The following is a 19611-nucleotide window of genomic DNA, read 5'->3' as shown; positions in this document are numbered from 1 at the left end:
AAGCTGAGAAAGAACCGACACAAGAAAAAGAAATAAGCTCGTAATATAGCATATTTAATTCTCAGATGATAAGGGACCCTTTTAGAGGGTCCTTTTTTAATGATTTAAAAATGCTTCAGCGTAATGCGCTTCAATTCTTTTACCGCCTGATGTTCTTCCTATTTGTCTATCCTTTCGACTTGGTGAATGAAAATCACTTCCCGCTGTTACGTAGAATCCTAGCTCTTGAGCAAGACTATCAAGTCGTCTGCATTGCCTCTGAACAGCTCCCGGATGGTAAGCTTCCAAACCCCATAAACCTTTCTCCTTCCAGTCTATTAGGTGTTCTTTTAGACTATTCCAACCAAGATAGAGACTAAAAGGATGGGCAATGACAGGTCGTCCTCCCGCCTTTGAAATCCAATCGAGAGCATCAACTAAGTCTATACCTTCTTTTTGAATGTAATACTTCTTCCCGGTACCAAGGTATTTATCAAAGGCTTCTTTTAGGGATTTTACATATCCTTTTTTTACTAATACAGATGCAATATGTGGACGACCGATTAGCCTGTTTCCAGCTTCTTTTAATAGGTCATCCCAAGTTATATCTATTCTGTCTTCCTGGAGTAGTTTTAAGATCTTCAAGTTCCTATGCTCTCTACGGAATTGGATGTCTTTGAGTATTTTTTGAAGTTCTCCGTCCCACTGTTTTAATCCTAAACCAAGTAGATGGAACTCGCCTCCTGTGTAGTTGATATCCAATTCTATACCAGGGATAATTTTTATGTTATATTCTTTACCTGCTAGGATAGCTTCATTTAGACCTGCTGTGGTGTCATGGTCTGTTAAGGCTAATATGGATAAATTCTTATCCTTCGCATATTTTACTAAACTATGTGGTGATAAAGTGCCATCGGATGCAGTAGAATGAGAATGTAGGTCAATCATTAAAAAAAAATCCTATACCGGAGAGTTTTAGTCAAGTCTAGTTCATAAGATTTTGTCGTAATTGTCCGATAAGTATAGTAATTATGTCTAAAAGGAGACTTTATGCCCAAGGCATTGAGCTTTAAAGCTAATTCTGTAATCTATTTTCGAGGCGATGTAGCAGATAAGATATATATTCTTAAAGACGGCCGTCTTCTTTTGACTTCTGCAGATATAGAAACAGGACAAGAAATTCGTGAATTAATACAGACCGGAGAATTCTTCGGTGTTAAATCAGCTATGGGTAAGTATCCTAGGGATGAAACAGCGATGGTGTTGACTGATAGTCAAGTAATACTATTTTCTGTACCAGAGTTTGAAAATCTAGTGTTATCTAACACTAGAATCATAATGAAAATGCTAAAGGTATTTTCCAATCAATTAAGAAGAATACATAAACAGGTTCAAAATCTCATTGGTACCAACGATGATAAAAAACCAGATGAGGGTTTATGGGAAATCGCTGAATATTACCGGAAAAATAACATGACTAGTGAAGCAATGTATACCTATCAAAGATATTTAACATATTATCCAGAGGGAGTTCACGCTGTTAATGCCACATCAATACTACAAAAGCTAGAAACCTATGTTCCTACTGTATCAGATACTTCAGGAAAGGCTGGAGTTAATGAGCTTAATATTTCCTCTGTATCCGATACGTCAGTACAAGAAGAGACAGCACGGGGATACTATGATGCTGTTAGTCTGTTTAGTCAAAATAAGTTTGTTGATGCTCTTAAGGCATTCAAAAAGATTATAGATGAAGATCAAGATCAAGAACATATAGTCAAATCTGAATATGAAATGGGACGTTGTTTTTATATGCTGGAGCAGTATGACAATTGTGTTCGTCATATGAGTGGACTAATTCAAAAATATCCTAAGCATCCTGATCTCAAAGAATGTTTATTTTACATAGGACAATCCTATCAGATGAAAGGAGATTCCCTCAAAGCAAAGAACTTTTATACTAAAATATTAAAAATGGCACAAGAAGATGAACCCGTTACGATAAAGGTAAAAAGAGTGTTACGAAAAATGGAAAGGGGTGATGAATAATGGCTCTAGATATGTCTGTTTTAGGCAGATTTGCAAAATCCTATAAAGCAGGAGAAATTATTTTTTGTGAGTATGAACCTGGTGACGCTTTTTATCTCATTCAATCCGGTAAAGTTCGAATTGTAAAAATCATGGATGATATAGAAAAGACTATTGATATTCTCCAACCAGGAGAGTTTTTTGGTGAAATGGCTCTTTTAGAAGAAGCCCCTCGTTCTGCTTCGGCAATTACCGTTGAAGATGCAAAATTACTGGAGTTTAATAAAGAAAATTTTGAAATCCTAATGAAAGGGAACCCTCAAATTGTTCTCAAGTTATTGAAACTATTCACTAAGCGTATATATGATCAAAAAAGAAGGTTTATGATTTTGACTCTACCAGAAGATTCGGTTAAAGTAGCAGATGTCTTTCTCATGTTGAATGAAACTCAACCTGATACGGATGAAGATGAACAAGAAAAAACTTTCCATAGTTCTGTAGAAGATATTGCTCATTGGGCAGGAATGAGTCCTGCTAAATGTCATAGCGTACTTAATAGCTTTGCTGCTCAGAGACGCGTTGAGATATTTCAAGACAGAATTGTAGTTAAAAATATCAATGATTTTCATAGATTTGTTAATTCTAGAAGACGTTCTCAAAAAGGTGTATAATAAGCTTTCTTGACAGGGTGTTCTACCTTTTTTACAATGCCAAGTACACATAAATGTTTATAAATTGAGGACTCATGCCAAAAAAAGAACCTGTTTACGATGAAAGTAAGATAAAAACCCTTAGCTCACTAGAACATATTAGGTTACGTTCTGGGATGTATATTGGTCGTCTAGGTGATGGCTCGAATATGGATGATGGTATTTATGTTCTAATAAAAGAAGTCATTGATAATAGTATTGATGAATTTATTATGGGCTATGGTGATAAGATTGAAGTTAAATTAGAAGATAAGACAGCTTCTATTCGTGATTATGGAAGAGGAATACCTCTTGGTAAAATTGTGGAATGTGTATCTGTAATTAATACAGGTGCTAAATATAATGATGATGTATTTCAATTTTCCGTTGGATTAAATGGTGTTGGTACAAAAGCTGTAAATGCTTTATCTAGTCATTTCCTAGTTAGAGCACACCGTAATGGTAAGTTTTCAGAGGCCTATTTTCAAAAGGGTCAGTTAATTAAGGAAGATAAAGGAAATACAAAAGAGCCTGATGGTACTTACATAGAGTTTATTCCTGATGAAGAGATATTTAAGGAATACGAGTTCAATAATGATTTTATAGATCAACGTATATGGAATTATGCTTACTTAAATACAGGATTAAGACTTTATTTTAATGGAAGTAAATATGAATCCAAAAAGGGTTTATATGACCTACTTAATTCAGAAATTGGTGATGATGCTCTTTATGATTTTGCTTATCATAAAGGTGAAAAAATAGAGTTTGCTTTCACTCACACTAATTCTTATGGTGAAAAACATTTTAGTTTTGTTAATGGACAATATACCTCTGATGGAGGGACTCATTTATCTGCATTTAGAGAAGGTATTCTAAAAGGTGTAAACGAGTTCTTTAAAAAGAATTTTGGTGGTGTTGATGTTCGAGAAGGTATTTGTGGTGCCATAAGTATTAAGCTTCAAAGTCCAGTCTTTGAAAGTCAAACTAAGAATAAGTTGGGAAACACCGAAATACGTACTTGGATTGTTAATGATACAAAGGAAGCTGTTGTTGATTATCTTCATAAACATCAAGAAGAAAACAAATTAATATATGACAAGATCATAAACAATGAAAAACTTCGTAAAGAACTTAATGCTGTTAAGAAAGAAGCCAAAGAAGCTTCTAAAAGAATTGCTTTAAAAATTCCTAATTTAAAGGACTGTAAATATCATCTCCAGGATGGAGAGAAAGGTCTTGAATCAATGATATTCTTAACAGAAGGGTTATCTGCAACAGGATCAATGGTTTCAGCTCGAAATGTTTATACACAAGCTATTTTTAGTTTGCGTGGTAAACCACAGAATGTTTTTAGTAAGAAAAGAGCGGAAATCTATAAAAATGAAGAACTTTTTAATATGATGATGTCTTTTGGAATAGAAAACGAAATGGAAAACTTAAGATATGGTCGTATCATTATTGCTACAGATGCTGATCATGATGGCTTTCATATTCGTAATCTGTTATTAACCTTTTTTCTCAATTATTTTGAAGAACTTATTGTGGCTGGTCGTGTTTATATTCTAGAGACTCCTCTATTCAGGGTTAGGAATAAAAAAGTTACCAGATATTGTTATAGTAATAAAGAAAGAGATATCGCTATGAAAGAGATATCCAATAATGAGGTAACCCGATTCAAAGGTCTTGGAGAAATATCCCCTAAAGAAATGGGTCAATTTATTGGTGATAATATGCGTCTCGTTGAGGTAAATATAAAATCCATTAAAAATATTCAAGAAACTTTATCCTTTTATATGGGAAAAAATACACCTGCAAGACGTCAATACATAATGGAGAACCTTATTTAAATGGCTTATGTTAATACTTTGTTTAATAAAAATTTTTTAGAGTATGCTTCTTACGTTATCAAAGATCGGGCTATTCCCAATATTGAAGATGGTCTTAAGCCGGTACAGCGTCGAATCCTACATAGTTTATTGGAAATGGATGATGGTAAATTTCACAAGGTAGCCAATGTTGTGGGGCATTGTATGAAATATCATCCTCATGGAGATGCTTCTATCTATAGTGCTTTGGTGGTAATCGCGAACAAAGAATTATTAATCGATAAACAGGGGAATTTCGGAAATATATTTACAGGAGATGTAGCTTCTGCCGCCAGGTATATTGAGTGTAGAGCATTACCTTTTGCTAAGGAAATTCTATATAAACCAGAAATTACTGAATATGAAGATTCATATGATGGTCGAAATAAAGAACCCGTAACCTTTCCAGCTAAAATACCTTTATTACTAATTCATGGCGCTGAGGGGATTGCTGTAGGTATGGCTACAAAAATCCTACCACATAACTTTAAAGAAGTAATGGAGGCCCTTAAATTAGCTCTAAAGGGAGAGTCTTTTCAACTTTATCCAGATTTTCCTACTGGTGGTACTTTGGATGTGAGTGATTATCAAGATGGCTTGGGGAAAGTTCTGTGTCGAGCCAAGATAGATGCTTCTGATCCAAAACGTATTGTTATTAGAGATATCCCTTTTGGCACAACAACAGAAAGTCTTATAAGCTCAATAGAAAATGCTGCTAGACGTAATAAAATAAAAATTGCTTCGATTAGTGATTTTACAACTGAAAATGTTGAGATTGAAATCAAATTACCGCGTGGCGTCTATACTGATGATCTTGTAGATGCTCTGTATGCTTTTACTGATTGTGAAGTTTCTATAAGTTGTAATTTGTTAGTTATTAAAGACAATCTTCCTACTATAGTTACTGTAACCGATGTCATTAATTTTCATGCTAAACAATTAGTTGAAATATTGACAAAGGAACTTAAATTAGAAGAACAGCAATTGAAAGATCGTCTTCATATGAGAGCTCTTGAACAAATCTTTATTGAGGAACGAATTTATAAAAGAATTGAAGATCAGAAAACCTCTGAAGCAGTAACAGCATCTGTCATTTCAGGATTTAAACCCTTTGCCAATGTAATTAAAAGGGAAGTCACTATTGAAGATGTAGAACGGTTATTGAAAATCCCGATTAGACGAATAAGTTTATACGACATCAATAAGGCTCAGAAAGAAATTCGTGAGATAAAAGGCCGGTTAAAACAAATAAGAGAACATTTGAAAAATATCATTGATTATGCAACCAGTGTAGTTGATAGACTTATCGATAAAGGTCCTAAAGATCAAAAAAGGATGACTATTCTTAAAAGCTTTGAGAAAGTTGATGTCCGTGAAGTAGCTGCTAGGGATCAGAAACTACGTTATGATGAAAATACTGGTTATATCGGATATAGTATAACTACAGGAAATGTATTATTTGATGTATCCCATTATGACCGTATTTTAGTCATACGAAAAGATTGTTCCTATAGTGTTATTAATGTTCCTGAAAAGCTTTTTATTGGAAAAGGTGTTTTACATTGCTGTCTCGCTGATAAAGAAATATTAACAGAGACTGTATTCAGTATAATCTATAAGAACGTTTCAAATAATTATTTTTATATTAAACGATGTAGGATAGAGCAATTTATTTTAGATAAAAATTATGAATTATTACCTGAAGATGGTAAATTTCATAAAATGACAACTAAGGAAGATGTTGCTTTACGTGTAAATTACAAGCAAAAACGTTTAATTCGTGTAACGGAAGAAGATAAATCTATTTCTGAATTTTTGGTTAAAGGAGTTAAGGCAGCTGGAACAAGAATATCCAATAAGGAAATTCAATCAGTCCGGTTTATAAAAGAAAAATGATGAAAAGTTGGATAGTCATATTTCTATTCCTTCTTAGTTTTAATTTGTACTCTCAACCAAAATATAGTAAAGCTTTATCTGGATATATAAATAAAGCAGAAGATTCCGGTCTTCTGCTTTATCAGAATAAGGGAGTTATTAAACTGCCTTACTTAAGTGATATAAAAGCAGGCTTCTTTGATGTAAAAGATAATTTGATAATTGTTTTGGATACTAAAAATGTACTTTATGAGGTGAAAATTGATAGTTCGACTATTATCAAGAGGGATTTGCGAGATTATAATATTAATAATCTATCTATTCTTTCTGATGAATCGATTTTGATTTCAACTCAAGATGGTCTATATCAATATATAAATAATGATAATATTCTTGTAGAAGAATCTTATATACCTTTTAATAATATTATATTCACTTCTTTAAACAACGATGACACAGTACTTGTCCTTAATAATAGAAATATCATAACAGTTGGTACAATTGATACTCTAGGTAGTTATCAGATTCAATTGAAAGTTGGATCAATACTTAAGAGAGCCTTTCAGTATGAATCCTATTTTATAGCACAAGATGAAGAAGGCTTTAGTTTTTTATTTGATGAAACCGGTCAATATCTAGAATATCCATTATGGCTATCTAAAACTCATTTAAGCCTGGGCAATGATGGAAGCTTTGTTTATGGTTATGGTGAAGATAATCAGCTATATCTTTTTGATTTAGAAAGATATTACCTAAGTGACCATATTCTGCCTGTTAAGCTTCCAGTTGTGAAACAAAATGATATTTTTTACAGTATAGACCAGAGTGGTTTGTCACCCCTTAATCAGTCACAGGACGCAATGACAGTAAAATTGGTAAATGTAGAGTATTTAACCGGAAAAAACATTTGTTCCTTTCAATACAACGATGGTGTTATTCTCTTCTTTGATTTGAATAAAAGAACCTTTATCAAACCTCCTTCAAATATAAAAGATTCTATTCCCCTTATTAATATACCAGTGAGTAATGGGGTCCCTGCCTCTTCACTCTATATTCAGAGGGATCAATATGGTCAGTTTTTTTATGATGATACAAATCGAAAGACTATACTCATAAATCTAGGTGAGTATGAATCGGTTTACCCCTTACTTCAAAAAGACATATTATTATTATTTACCCATGGAAAACGCATTCCTGTTTTGTATGATTTAAAAGTAGAAAATTAACAATATAACTTTGGTTAATTGGAATATTAATGATTATAATTAACCCTGAAATAAGGAGTAATACCAATGATCGATAAGAATGTTATGAAAGAAAAAATCTGTTTTCGTTTAAAAAGACACTTTGGTAAAGAATTATCTGAAGCTAGTGAACATGATATCTATGATGCTGTATCTTCAACGATAATGGATTACATTCTGGATCATTGGATGGATACTCGTAAAGCTTATGAACGTAAAGCTATCAAACAAGCTTATTATTTGTCTGCAGAATTCTTGATGGGACGAGCTATGGGTAATAATTTGGTTAATATGTCTATGGTTAATGAGGTACGAGATGTGCTACATGACTTGGGTTTGGATTTGAACGCTGTTGAAGATAAAGAACCGGATGCTGGATTGGGAAATGGTGGTCTTGGACGATTGGCTGCTTGTTTTTTAGACTCCTTAGCCACATTGGATCTTCCAGGACATGGTTATGGTATTCGATATAAATATGGGATGTTTGCTCAGAAAATAGAAAAGGGTTACCAAGTAGAGTACCCTGATAAATGGTTAGATAGACGTGATCCTTGGTCTGTAAAGCGTGTGGATGATGAAGTCCAAGTAAAGTTTGGTGGCCATGTAATAGTTGAACGAGAAGAAGATGGTAGAGAGAATTTTAAAAGAGTAGATGCAGAAGTCATTCGAGCTGTGCCCTATGATATGCCAATTGTTGGTTATGATACTAAAACTGTAAATACTTTAAGATTATGGGAAGCTGAAGCGGTTGATGGTTTTGATTTACAATTGTTTAACGATATGCAATATACAAGGGCCGTTGAAAAGAGCAACATGGCAGAAGACATTAGTCGTGTCCTTTATCCTAATGACTCTGGTCCTTCAGGGAAAGCTTTAAGGTTAAAACAACAATACTTTTTTGTCTCAGCCAGTCTTCAGGATATTGTTAGATCTTTTAAAAGATCACATAAAGAAAATTTTAAAGAGTTTCCTAAATATGTAGCTATTCAGTTAAACGATACTCATCCAGTAGTTGCGATTCCCGAATTGATGAGAATTCTTATGGATTGGGAAAAATTAGGTTGGGAAGATGCCTGGGCAATTTGTACACAGACATTCGCCTACACTAATCACACCATATTAGCTGAAGCTCTCGAGAAATGGCCAATAGAAATGTTTAATAATCTTCTTCCTCGTATCTATCAGATTGTAGAAGAAATAAATAGACGTTTTTTGGATAAACTACGCTTCAAATATCCCCAAGATTATGGAAAACACCATAGAATGAGTATTGTAGCTGATGGAATGGTAAAAATGGCTTGGTTGGCCATAGTTGGTTCTCACTCTGTAAATGGAGTAGCTGCTCTTCATACACAAATTCTAAAATCTAAAGAACTAAAAGATTGGTACGAAATGTACCCTGAAAAGTTCAACAATAAGACAAATGGTATAACTCAAAGACGATGGTTATTAAAAGCAAATCCTGAGCTTGCAACTTTTTTAGATAAATACGTTGGGATAAGTTGGAAAAAGGATCTGGCTGTTATTCGTTCTCTTAACAAATACGCAGATGATGAAAATGTTTTAAATGAGCTAATGGATATTAAACACCATAAAAAAGCCATTCTAGCTCAACATATAAAAAATAAATATAATATTAACATTGATCCAAACTCTATATTTGACATTCAAATTAAACGTTTGCATGAATATAAAAGACAGTTACTTAATGTCCTACACATTATGTACTTGTATAATAAGATATTAGATAATCCTGATTTTGACTTGTATCCGCGTACATTTATATTTGGGGCAAAAGCTGCATCTGGCTATCGACGGGCTAAACAGATTATTAAGCTTATAAACACAGTTGCATATAAAATTAATAATGATGAACGAGTACAGGGTAAAATCAAAGTAGTTTTTATTGAAAATTATAGGGTATCAATTGCAGAAAAGCTTTTTCCTGCTGCAGATGTATCTGAGCAGATTTCAACAGCAGGAAAGGAAGCTTCAGGTACAGGGAACATGAAATTTATGGCCAATGGAGCACTAACTATTGGGACTCTTGATGGAGCAAATATAGAAATTCTTCAAGAGGCTGGTAAGGATAATGCATTTATTTTTGGTATGACTGCAGATCAAGTTCATAAGATTCAGGATGCTGGTAACTATAATCCTTGGGATTTCTGTAGGAAGAATACATCATTAGGTAAAGTAATTAGTCAATTAGTTGATGGTATGTATAATGAAGGGCATAGAGAAATATTCCGTGAAATATATGATAGTCTTATGTATGGAATAGAAGGTAATGCACCTGATGTTTATTATATTCTAGCAGATTTTGAGTCATATGTTAAAGCCCAAGAACAAATTGATAAAAGTTATAGAGATAAAATGAAATGGGCTCGAATGTCATTAGCCAATATTGCTGGATGTGGTAAGTTCAGTTCAGACAGAACAATAAAAGAATACGCTAAAGAGATATGGGATATAGCGCCTGTTTCTGTAGAATAAATACAAATATTCTCATGATTTATTGTTGCTTAATAATTAAGTAATGCTTAATATGCTTAAATTAAATTATTGAGGATTATCTTATGGGTGAAGTAAAAGTTAATGATAGTCATCAGACTATCAAAGATAGGATTAAACTTTTAGGACCAGGTATTATGTCTGCAGCAGCAGCAGTAGGGGGCTCTCATCTCGTTTCGTCAACCAAAGCTGGAGCTATATATGGTTGGCAATTGGCTCTAGTAATAATACTTGTTAATTTATTTAAATATCCTTTTTTTAAGGCTGGTGTACAATATACAGTAGGTACAAAAGAAAGTTTAATTGAAGGCTACAGTAAAATGGGAAAGGGCTATTTATTGTTATTTACAGTACTTACCTTTACAGCCGCTGTTGTGAATACGGCAGCACTTACAGTTTTTAGTGCAAGTTTACTAAGTTACTTTCTTCCTGTGCAGTTACCTATTATGGTCTTGGATTTAATTGTTCTTGCTTCCTGTTTGGTTTTATTATTCGCAGGACATTATAAAGCTTTAGATCGTTTGGCTAAAGTAATTATGGCAGTACTAGTAGTCACAACATTAGTCGCTGTATCGATTGCAATGATTAATGGTCCTATAGCACCAAAGAGTTTCGAAACTCCTACAATATGGTCATTGTCCGCTTTTGGGTTTATTGTCATCATGATGGGATGGATGCCTGCACCGATTGAGATCTCTTCATTAACATCTATGTGGTTAAAATCACAAAGGGAGAAGGCTCAGGTAACTTCTAAATCCGCATTATTTGATTTTAATATTGGTTATATCGGAACTGCTATTTTAGCCGTAGTTTTTTTGGCTTTAGGAGCTCTTGTTCTGCATGGTAATGGTCAGGAGTTTGCTTCTACAAGTATTGGTTTTTCTAAACAACTAGTTGGAATGTATGCGTCCACCATAGGAGAATGGTCTCGTTACTTAATAGCAGCTATAGCTTTCTTTTGTATTTATGGTAGTACCATAACGGTTATTGATGGTTATTCTAGGGCTTTAGCTGAATCACAAAGATTAATTATGAATAAAACTGAAGATAATGGTCTTCATTTGAATATTTGGATTGTTGTTGTTAGTGTTTTAGCTATTGTCATTCTTGCTTTTTTTGCCTCTGCGTTAATGAGTATGCTCAATTTTGCCATGATATTATCATTTGTTACTACACCTATATTTGCATTACTAAATTATATTCTTATTAGCCAAACCAATTTAGAAGGTGATCTTAAACTTGGCTTTAAAGGGAAGCTACTTGCTCAATTGGGTTTAATTTATTTGTTTGGATTTTTAGTCATGTTTATCTGGTATCAGTGGCTAATGTAATTATTAAATTTATGTTAAAATCTTGTTCTATTTATATGATGCGTACTGATGGTGCATAAGGAGTATTATCAATGAACAAAGTATATGTCTACTCAAAATGTAATACATGCAGAAATGCATTAAAATGGTTAAAGGAAAAGGGTCTTAATGCTGAATTAATAAACATTGACAGTAATCCCCCAACTATTAATGAAATAAGAAAATACCATATTATGAGTGGGAAACCATTGAAAAGTTTTTTTAATACCTCCGGGATGGTCTATAGAGAACTAAATTTAAAAGGACGTATTGATCAATTGGATGAAGAAGAGCTCTACAAACTTTTATCTTCCAATGGTATGCTCATAAAAAGGCCCTTGTTGATATTTGATAATAAAATATTAATAGGGTTTAAAGAAAAACAATGGGAGACAATATTATGAGCCAAACAAAAAAGTTGATGTTTATTTCCGATATTCATGGGTCGGAATATTATTTTAAGAAGGCTCTGGAGATCTATAAAAAAGAGATTCCGTATAAGTTGATTGTTTTAGGAGATATTCTTTATCATGGTCCTAGGAATCCTTTACCTGAAGGGTATAATCCAAAAGAGGTAATAGAGCTAATTAATCCATTAAAGAACGATATAATCAGTGTACGTGGAAATTGTGAAGCAGAAGTTGATCAGATGGTTTTAGATTTTCCTATACTTGGAGACTACCATATTTTAGATTTTGATGACCATGAGTTTTTTCTGACACATGGTCATTTATATAATAATGAACCTAGTCCCTTGTGCAAAAAGGAGACTATTTTTTGTCAAGGCCATACTCACATACCTATGATCGATATGAAAAATACGATTGTTCATTTCAACCCTGGATCTATCACTCTTCCTAAAGATGGACACCCTAATACTTATGGAATCTACGAAAACAATACAATTACTATAAAAAAACTTGATGGTCATGAATATATGGTTAAAAAGCTTTAGAGATAGAGGGAGTCATCTCTCCTGTCTGGGATGCTTTGTGGTTCTTGTGAGAAATCTTCTGAATTTGGATGCAGAAATAATCCACAATAACATTGTTGATATTCAATTATATCATCTTTTGCATAATGACAAGGACACAAAATATCATGGTCCGTACCCTTTTGTTCATGAGATTCTCTACAAGGACATAACAAGCAATTGTAACGGCTATAATTCACAAACAAACCATCTATAATAGTACTTGTGAACTCACTATTCCAATTAATGATCCAATTGTTAAGATTAGCTTGTTTTTGTAGGTAATTATGAAGTTGTTCTTTTGTCATTTGCTATAAATTTGTTATCCCATGAGGCTCTAATAAAGCCTGTTAAATAATCTTCATCATCAATAACAAGAGTTGGGAACGATAATCTTTTATGAAAATGTTTCATAAACTCGTCTTTTACTTGTTGCTTTATTTTTGGATCAACCCTGTCTACAAAAATATATTTGAACTGGAAGTTTTTATCATTTAAGTATTGAATTGCTTTTTTACAAAAACCACATGTAGATAGGGCTAGGAGCTTGAGTTCATGTCCATTGTAATCCCCATTTTCTTCATTAAAGGGTAAATAGCTGAACAATTGCTAGTCCTCAAATTGATTTGTTTTAAGCATTACTAATGTACATGCTTCCAAGTAATTTATATTAGCCTTATTCAGTGCTTGTTTCAATTCTTCTGATTCTGTTCCTGGATTTAAAATAATTCTGTGTGGATTCAGGTCTATAATATCATCTATAAGAGGAGAAATGTTGTTAGGACCAACATAAACTGTCAGAGTATGTATGCCCATTTTCTTTAAATCACTTGGTTTTTTTACTGTCTTTAAATTCTCAATACTCTCATGTATAGGGTTGATGGGGAATACAGTATGACCTTTATCCACTAATAATTTGATAGCTTTATTACTATATCTTTCTGTCTTTGGACTTGCTCCTAATACAGCTACATTCATTCCGTTCTCCTTCTTTAAGTATAACAGAAATAAATTATCCCGGAAAGAAAAAAGTTGAAGACCAACTGGTTCTAAATAATAATTAGATTATGATTCTTATTATTAAGCTAATTATATTAGTATTTATTACTGTTATATCTGTATTTGTACCCCATTATTTAAGTGTTCCTTTTTATTTCCTGTTTGGATGTTTTCTTCTCCTATCAGATTATTATAGAAAGAACAACCTTGAAGAATCATTAGAATTTGAAGATGAGGATAATCAGGAAGTAAATAACTTACCAATTTCTGATACTCAAAAAGACAATACCCAATGGGAAGAACAGATTACAGAATACAATAGAATTATCACTAAAAATACAGATTTAATAAACAAAATAAATGAAGTCTCTGAGATATTAATTAATATAGTTATAAATAAAACAAACAACGCTATATTATCGGTAACTAATCATATTTTTGATTTAACAAAGAATAGCAAGGAAAATATTGCAGGTATAAGGAAAACATTAGAACCTTTGATTAATGTAGAAGGTGATATCAATAAAGATGTAGAAGTTCTTAATCATAAAATCGATGATATTGATCATATTTATCAAACTATTAATGATATTTCCTCCAATTTAGAAGTAGATAAAAGACTAATAAATGAAGCTGTACAAGGTATAAATCAATTCAGTTTGGATATTACGGATTTAGCTGATCAGACTAATCTTTTGGCCATCAATGCGTCTATTGAAGCAGCACGTGTTGGTAGTCTTGGGAAAGGTTTTGCTGTTATAGCTACTAATGTTCAGACTTTATCCAAAAAATCAAAGGATATTGCGGAAAAAATTGTCGTAATTATTGATACTGTAAACAATACTATTGATGAGAGCTTTGAATCTTTGCATAAAAAAGTAAAAGATACTTCATTATTGCTGGGTGAATTTAAGAATGACATCAATCATATTGTGGGCGATTTGGTGCCTCAAATTAACAATCTTAAAACATCTTATGGTCATAATGAAGTCATCATGTCTAGCATCTCACAAGACATATCAACTATTACTGTCGATTTACAGTTTCAGGATAGTATTAGACAAATACTAGAACATGTGATCTCCATACATAAAGACTTTCAAAGAGAATGTGTCAACATAGACAAAAGTTTCGAACAACAGAAAGATATTCAGAGAGAAGTTGATAAGATAATAATGGAGATGGCAACCCAGCATTTTACTATTGAAGAAGAATGGAATGCTGTTGCCTCAATAGGTGATAAGCCTATTAAAACAAGTTCAGGCAACAAGGAGTTTGCTGGAAATGTTGAATTATTCTAATCTCATAGATCACCTGAATACATTAGATCCTGATGATTTATTGGATATTGCTAATCTTATAGAGGAAATTGAAGAATCAGGTGAAACTTTAAATAGTGCAGATAGTTTGGGACTTGTTTTAAAATACCTCAAGGAAATGCCCCATACAGAAAATATAGATAGGAAGGATGAACTCCTGGTACAAATAAAGCAAGTCATCCCTAATCTAAAAAAAAAATCAGGAATTTACATAGAAGATATGGAGGTCTTACATTCTTTTATTACAGAAGCTATCGATCATTTAGATAACATAGAAAGTAGAATTATAAAACTTGAAAAAGGTTTTGATGAAGACCAAGTTGATAGTTTATTCAGATCTATGCATACGATTAAAGGTGTCGCTTCTTTTCTAGGCTTAGATGCTATACAGAATTTAGGGCATAATTTGGAGAATCTACTTGATAAGATTAGAGCACAAATGGTGGAAGTGGATTCTCATGTTATTGATATTCTACTGGCAGGAACAGATTTAATGAATAATCTTATTAGTCAAATTAGTTATGCTGCAAAAGAAGCACCAATGGAAGGGCACTTTCATTTGGATATTAATAATACGATGCCTGATGAGTTATTAGAACAAATACAGAATATTATTACTAGTGGTCATCTTAAAAAAGAATTAGCAAATAGTGATGATTCTTTTGATATGGAAAGTTTAATTACTACGGAAATGAAGACAAAGTTTGCAGAAGAAACCGCTGACATGATAGATCTCGTTGAAAGAACTTTACTTGAATTGGAAGATAGCTCTGATCCTATTGAACTAGTAGCAGATGCTTTTCGTTCTGTTCACACTGTAAAAGGGAATGCTGGTTTTTTTGGCTATGAAATTATAGAAAAATTGTCCATGGATATAGAAGAGATTCTTGATGGAATAAGAAAAGAAAAAAGACATGTAGATAAGAATGTCATTAATGTACTTTTATCAGGTATTGATGGAATTAGGAAGAACTTATCTAGTATACAATCAGGTAGTGGTGAACTTAATAATTTAGATGTCTATAAACCATTAGGAGAAATTCTAGTAGAAATGGGTGCTGCTTCTTCAGAAGATCTCCAAAATGCACTTGATAAACAAAATAGAAGACTAGGTGACATATTAGTTGATTCAGGCTCAGTAAAAAAAGAAGATATAGACGCGGCTTTATCCCAGCAGAGTATAAATAAGGCATCAGATATTGTGTCTCATAATATTAAACGCAAAGATATCAGAGTGGATACTGATAAATTGGATAAATTATTTGATCTAATTGGAGAATTAATAACAGCGGAAGCTATGGTTCTAGATAATGAAGAAGTAAAAAGATTTGGATCCGATTCTTTTAATAAAGCCGCCACATATATAGCTAAAATCACTAGAGAACTTCAAGAAGTCACAATGTCTATTAGAATGATTCCTTTGGAAGGAATGTTTAATAGAATGAAACGACTAGTTCGGGATTTGTCTCATAAGTTCAAAAAAGATATTGATTTTAAGATAAGTGGACAAGATACAGAAATGGATAGAAATATTATTGAAGAAATTTCTGACCCTATGGTGCATCTCATTAGGAATGCTATTGATCATGGAATTGAAGACCAAGATGTCAGATTAGGACAAGGTAAAGCGAAACAAGGCTGTGTGACCCTTGATGCAAAGTATGAAGGCAATGAAATTTGGATCACTCTTTCAGATGACGGAAAAGGATTGGATAGGGATAAAATTTTAATAAAAGCTAAAGAAAAAGGTATTATAAATGATGACAAAATATTGGAGGACAAAGAAGTATGGGATCTGATTTTTGAACCGGGTTTTTCAACAGCTGATAAAGTCTCTGAAATTTCTGGACGAGGTGTGGGTATGGATGTTGTTAAAAAAAATATTGAAAAGCTTCGTGGACAAATATCTATTGAATCCATGCTTGGAAGAGGAACTTCTTTTATATTAAAAATACCCCTTACTTTAGCCATTATAGATGGTGTTAATCTTCAAGTAGGCAAACGTTTATTTAGCATTCCTGTAACTGATGTTTTAGAATTCCAAAGTGTGCATAAGTCACAAATTACTGAAACTGATATTCATGGTGAAGTCTTAAATTTAAGAAGTGAGCTGATTCCTATTATTCGATTGTATGATTTCTATCGAATCAGTGATGCCGTGCATTCCATAGAAGATGGAGTCATTATTGTGGTTACAAGTAATGGCAAGAAAGCCGCAATTTTATCTGATCATGTTTTAGGATATAAGCAAATTGTTCTTAAAGCTTTGCCTGAGTATATGGGAGATATTATTGGATTAAGTGGGTGCTCAATAATGGGTAATGGGGATGTGAGTCTTATTCTTGATGTGGGAACGTTATACAAAGAGGTATTGAACTAATGAGTGATATAAATAATGGGATAATTGATATTACTGATGATGAATTCAAAAAAATATCACAGTTAGTATACTCCCAATTCGGTATTAATCTAACAGATAAGAAAAAAGCTCTGGTTCGCGGCCGACTTAATAAAGTTATCAAAGAAAAAGGTTTTGATAGTTTCTCTGTATATTATAAACATATTCTGGAAGATAACACGGGCAAAGAGTTAACCCAATTGGTGGATAAAATTTCTACAAACCACACCTATTTCTTTCGAGAAAATGATCATTTTGATTTCTTTACCAAAAATGAAATGCCTACTATTAATAATTATCTAAAAGATAATCATATTAATGAATATAGGCTTTGGTGTGCAGGATGTGCTTCAGGAGAAGAGGCCTATACTATAGCTATGTTAATAGATGACTATTGTAATAAAAATAAAGTTTCCTGGCGACCAAGAATTTTAGCAACAGATATCTCAATAACCGCATTGGAAAAAGCTGCCAATGGCCTCTATCCTACAGAGAGGATGGAAGGAATTCCTATAGAGTTTAAGAATAAATACTTTAAGAAAGTGGAAAATGAAAATTGGCAAGTATCTGACAAATTACGGAATATGATATTATTTAAAAAGCTCAATTTTATGAGATCTGATTTTCCCTTCAAGAACAAATTTCATACTATATTTTGTCGTAATGTGATGATTTACTTTGATAAACCTACTAAAGAAGATCTTATTCGTAAATTTGGTCAATATCTAAGACCTGGAGGACGCTTTTTTATAGGTCATTCAGAAACTCTTGGTAGAGACAATAATGAGTTTTCTTATGTACGACCTGCTTTATACCAAAAGAATGAGGTATAGATGAGATCGCCGATAAAAGTCCTTATTATTGATGATAGTGCTCTTGTACGACAACTTGTAAGTTCAGGATTAGAAAAGGATTCTTCAATTGAGGTTGTGGGTACTGCTTCAAATGTTTATGAAGGAAGAGATAAAATTGTATACTTAAAGCCTGATGTCGTAACTTTGGATATAGAAATGCCTAAAATGGATGGAATCACATTTTTAAAAAAATTGATGCCTCAGTATCCTTTACCAGTAATAATCCTCAGTTCTTTAACACAGAAGAACTCACAGCTTACATACGATGCGTTAGAGTATGGGGCAATTGATGTTGTTTTAAAACCTTCCAAGCATAGAGGGGTTTCTTTGAATGAGATTATGTTAGATCTAATTGAAAAGGTTAAGGCTGCCTGTACTGCAGATGTATCTCATTGGGCACAAAAGAAAGGTATACAGCAACCAATAAAAAAAGTGGAATATTTATCACAAACAACGGATAAAGTGATAGCAATTGGAGCTTCCACAGGAGGTACAGTAGCTTTAAAGCATCTAATAAATGATTTTCCTCCTGACTTTCCTGGAACTGTTGTTGTACAGCATATGCCTCCTGGGTTTACTCGTATTTTTAGTGATAAATTAAATTTGACGGCAAAGGTAGAAGTTAAAGAAGCTGAAGACGGTGATCGTATAAGAAGGGGGATAGCTTTGATTGCCCCTGGTGGTAAACAAATGGAAGTTATTCGTTCTGGTGGACAATACCGTGTCCATATCTATGACAGTGAAAAAGTTAGTGGGCATTGTCCCAGTGTTGATGTTCTATTTTCATCTATGGCCAAGGTTGTCGGACCTAATGGTTATGGTATTATCCTTACCGGAATGGGGTCTGATGGTGCAAATGGAATGAAGGCTATGGCAGTAGAAGGTGCTTATAATATAGCCCAAGATGAAGCTACTTCAGTTGTTTATGGTATGCCAAAAGCTGCTTTTGAATTAGGGGCTGTAAAAAAAGTTGTACCTTTAGGCAATATTCTACGGGAATTAACATTAAGATTAAATGGTAGCCTATGAAAAGAATAGATATTGGCATTGGAGATTTAAACATATCCAAAGATTCTGACACTGTATTAAAAACATATGCCTTAGGTTCCTGTGTTGCTATTGTTATTTATGAACCAATACATCGTATTGCTGGTATGGTGCATGTTGCTCTTCCAGATTCAGGCATCAACAAAGCAAAGTCAGAATCAAAACCAGGCTATTTTGTAGATACAGGTGTTCCTCTTCTTCTGGATATGATGTCAAAGAGTGGTGCACTTAAAAATAAACTTATTATTAAACTTATAGGCGGCGCAAGTGTACTGGATGATAAAGGTACTTTTGATATAGGAAAGCGGAATTATTTAGCTGCCAAAAAGATATTATGGAAATATGGCTTAGGAGCCATCGCTGAAGATGTAGGTGGTTCTATTAGCCGAACAGTTGCCATTACAACAGATGATGGTGAATTAACTATATCCAATGCACGAAAAACCTGGAGAATTTGATGGGGGGTTATATAGGG

Annotated in this window: 18 protein-coding genes; 14 read left to right on the top strand and 4 right to left on the bottom strand. The window is 33.2% G+C overall.

The genetic code is table 11. From position 1 onward, the window contains the following. Window positions 1-96 precede the first annotated feature (96 nt). A complete protein-coding gene (locus K345_RS0107545; RefSeq protein WP_028973642.1) occupies window positions 97-927 on the bottom strand; it encodes a PHP domain-containing protein in 831 nt (276 codons plus the stop codon). Between the two features lie 102 nt (window positions 928-1029). On the opposite strand from K345_RS0107545, the gene K345_RS0107540 reads away from it, so the two are divergent. The 9 genes from K345_RS0107540 to yfcE all read left to right on the top strand — a co-directional run bounded on the left by K345_RS0107540 (window position 1030) and on the right by yfcE (window position 12501). Beyond that, complete coding sequence (locus K345_RS0107540; RefSeq protein ID WP_028973641.1) at window positions 1030-2028, top strand: tetratricopeptide repeat protein; 999 nt, start codon at window positions 1030-1032, stop codon at window positions 2026-2028. After that, complete coding sequence (locus tag K345_RS0107535; protein ID WP_028973640.1) at window positions 2028-2678, top strand: Crp/Fnr family transcriptional regulator; 651 nt, start codon at window positions 2028-2030, stop codon at window positions 2676-2678. Before K345_RS0107540 ends, K345_RS0107535 begins: the two co-directional genes overlap by 1 nt. 74 nt (window positions 2679-2752) lie before the next feature. Further along, a complete protein-coding gene (locus tag K345_RS0107530; protein WP_028973639.1) occupies window positions 2753-4546 on the top strand; it encodes a DNA topoisomerase IV subunit B in 1794 nt (597 codons plus the stop codon). Then, window positions 4547-6460: a DNA topoisomerase IV subunit A gene (locus tag K345_RS0107525; protein WP_028973638.1), complete on the top strand. Its 1914-nt coding sequence runs from the start codon at window positions 4547-4549 to the stop codon at window positions 6458-6460. Beyond that, a complete protein-coding gene (locus tag K345_RS0107520; protein WP_169714781.1) occupies window positions 6460-7665 on the top strand; it encodes a hypothetical protein in 1206 nt (401 codons plus the stop codon). Before K345_RS0107525 ends, K345_RS0107520 begins: the two co-directional genes overlap by 1 nt. 66 nt (window positions 7666-7731) lie before the next feature. Next, on the top strand, window positions 7732-10179 hold the full coding sequence (locus K345_RS0107515; RefSeq protein WP_028973636.1) for a glycogen/starch/alpha-glucan phosphorylase: 2448 nt from the start codon (window positions 7732-7734) through the stop codon (window positions 10177-10179). A gap of 83 nt (window positions 10180-10262) precedes the next feature. Next, a complete protein-coding gene (locus K345_RS0107510) occupies window positions 10263-11528 on the top strand; it encodes an NRAMP family divalent metal transporter (protein ID WP_028973635.1) in 1266 nt (421 codons plus the stop codon). Between the two features lie 71 nt (window positions 11529-11599). Next, window positions 11600-11950, top strand: a complete 351-nt coding sequence (locus K345_RS0107505; protein ID WP_028973634.1) for an arsenate reductase family protein — start codon at window positions 11600-11602, stop codon at window positions 11948-11950. Then, window positions 11947-12501, top strand: coding sequence for a phosphodiesterase (gene yfcE, locus K345_RS0107500; protein ID WP_037571581.1), 555 nt, complete (start codon window positions 11947-11949; stop codon window positions 12499-12501). Before K345_RS0107505 ends, yfcE begins: the two co-directional genes overlap by 4 nt. On the opposite strand, the gene K345_RS0107495 is transcribed toward yfcE, so the two are convergent. The 3 genes from K345_RS0107495 to K345_RS0107485 are packed head-to-tail and all read right to left on the bottom strand — an operon-like array spanning window position 12498 to window position 13497. Next, window positions 12498-12827: a ferredoxin-thioredoxin reductase catalytic domain-containing protein gene (locus K345_RS0107495; protein ID WP_028973632.1), complete on the bottom strand. Its 330-nt coding sequence runs from the start codon at window positions 12825-12827 to the stop codon at window positions 12498-12500. The two genes, yfcE and K345_RS0107495, sit on opposite strands and share 4 nt — an antisense overlap. Then, window positions 12805-13125: a glutaredoxin family protein gene (locus K345_RS20180; protein WP_053228136.1), complete on the bottom strand. Its 321-nt coding sequence runs from the start codon at window positions 13123-13125 to the stop codon at window positions 12805-12807. Before K345_RS20180 ends, K345_RS0107495 begins: the two co-directional genes overlap by 23 nt. Window positions 13126-13128: 3 nt before the next feature. Beyond that, window positions 13129-13497 (bottom strand): CoA-binding protein, encoded by a 369-nt coding sequence (locus K345_RS0107485; protein WP_028973631.1) that lies wholly within the window; start codon window positions 13495-13497, stop codon window positions 13129-13131. An 89-nt stretch (window positions 13498-13586) separates the two neighbouring features. Here K345_RS0107485 and K345_RS0107480 point away from each other — a divergent pair, with 89 nt between their 5' ends. From K345_RS0107480 to K345_RS0107460, 5 genes are read left to right on the top strand one after another with little or no spacing between them, the layout of a single operon-like run. Further along, the gene (locus K345_RS0107480) at window positions 13587-14819 is read left to right on the top strand and encodes a methyl-accepting chemotaxis protein (protein WP_028973630.1); all 1233 of its coding nucleotides are present in this window, start codon (window positions 13587-13589) and stop codon (window positions 14817-14819) included. After that, window positions 14803-17217 (top strand): chemotaxis protein CheA, encoded by a 2415-nt coding sequence (locus K345_RS20175; protein ID WP_053228135.1) that lies wholly within the window; start codon window positions 14803-14805, stop codon window positions 17215-17217. Before K345_RS0107480 ends, K345_RS20175 begins: the two co-directional genes overlap by 17 nt. Next, window positions 17217-18068, top strand: coding sequence for a CheR family methyltransferase (locus tag K345_RS0107470; protein ID WP_053228134.1), 852 nt, complete (start codon window positions 17217-17219; stop codon window positions 18066-18068). Before K345_RS20175 ends, K345_RS0107470 begins: the two co-directional genes overlap by 1 nt. After that, the gene (locus K345_RS0107465; RefSeq protein ID WP_028973628.1) at window positions 18069-19118 is read left to right on the top strand and encodes a protein-glutamate methylesterase/protein-glutamine glutaminase; all 1050 of its coding nucleotides are present in this window, start codon (window positions 18069-18071) and stop codon (window positions 19116-19118) included. Continuing rightward, entirely contained in the window at window positions 19115-19594 is a 480-nt protein-coding gene (locus tag K345_RS0107460; protein ID WP_028973627.1) for a chemotaxis protein CheD, read from the top strand. The genes K345_RS0107465 and K345_RS0107460 overlap by 4 nt, the downstream gene beginning before the upstream one ends. Window positions 19595-19611 lie beyond the last annotated feature (17 nt).

Origin of the sequence: Spirochaeta cellobiosiphila DSM 17781 (assembly GCF_000426705.1) — a bacterium.
Lineage (GTDB): Bacteria > Spirochaetota > Spirochaetia > DSM-17781 > DSM-17781 > Spirochaeta_E > Spirochaeta_E cellobiosiphila.
The sequence above is the reverse complement of the archived record's forward strand: the minus strand, read 5'-3'. Positions and strand labels throughout refer to the sequence as shown.

Bases quoted from the DNA above. Each gene is read 5' to 3' on its own strand.
- K345_RS0107535 (WP_028973640.1), top strand. From the start codon at position 2,028: ATGGCTCTAGATATGTCTGTTTTAGGCAGATTTGCAAAATCCTATAAA.
- K345_RS0107480 (WP_028973630.1), top strand. From the start codon at position 13,587: ATGATTCTTATTATTAAGCTAATTATATTAGTATTTATTACTGTTATA.
- K345_RS0107530 (WP_028973639.1), top strand. From the start codon at position 2,753: ATGCCAAAAAAAGAACCTGTTTACGATGAAAGTAAGATAAAAACCCTT.
- K345_RS0107540 (WP_028973641.1), top strand. From the start codon at position 1,030: ATGCCCAAGGCATTGAGCTTTAAAGCTAATTCTGTAATCTATTTTCGA.
- K345_RS0107545 (WP_028973642.1), bottom strand. From the start codon at position 927: ATGATTGACCTACATTCTCATTCTACTGCATCCGATGGCACTTTATCA.
- K345_RS0107485 (WP_028973631.1), bottom strand. From the start codon at position 13,497: ATGAATGTAGCTGTATTAGGAGCAAGTCCAAAGACAGAAAGATATAGT.
- K345_RS0107460 (WP_028973627.1), top strand. From the start codon at position 19,115: ATGAAAAGAATAGATATTGGCATTGGAGATTTAAACATATCCAAAGAT.
- K345_RS0107515 (WP_028973636.1), top strand. From the start codon at position 7,732: ATGATCGATAAGAATGTTATGAAAGAAAAAATCTGTTTTCGTTTAAAA.
- K345_RS0107510 (WP_028973635.1), top strand. From the start codon at position 10,263: ATGGGTGAAGTAAAAGTTAATGATAGTCATCAGACTATCAAAGATAGG.
- K345_RS0107465 (WP_028973628.1), top strand. From the start codon at position 18,069: ATGAGATCGCCGATAAAAGTCCTTATTATTGATGATAGTGCTCTTGTA.
- K345_RS0107470 (WP_053228134.1), top strand. From the start codon at position 17,217: ATGAGTGATATAAATAATGGGATAATTGATATTACTGATGATGAATTC.
- K345_RS20175 (WP_053228135.1), top strand. From the start codon at position 14,803: ATGTTGAATTATTCTAATCTCATAGATCACCTGAATACATTAGATCCT.
- K345_RS0107520 (WP_169714781.1), top strand. From the start codon at position 6,460: ATGAAAAGTTGGATAGTCATATTTCTATTCCTTCTTAGTTTTAATTTG.
- yfcE (WP_037571581.1), top strand. From the start codon at position 11,947: ATGAGCCAAACAAAAAAGTTGATGTTTATTTCCGATATTCATGGGTCG.
- K345_RS0107495 (WP_028973632.1), bottom strand. From the start codon at position 12,827: ATGACAAAAGAACAACTTCATAATTACCTACAAAAACAAGCTAATCTT.
- K345_RS0107505 (WP_028973634.1), top strand. From the start codon at position 11,600: ATGAACAAAGTATATGTCTACTCAAAATGTAATACATGCAGAAATGCA.
- K345_RS0107525 (WP_028973638.1), top strand. From the start codon at position 4,547: ATGGCTTATGTTAATACTTTGTTTAATAAAAATTTTTTAGAGTATGCT.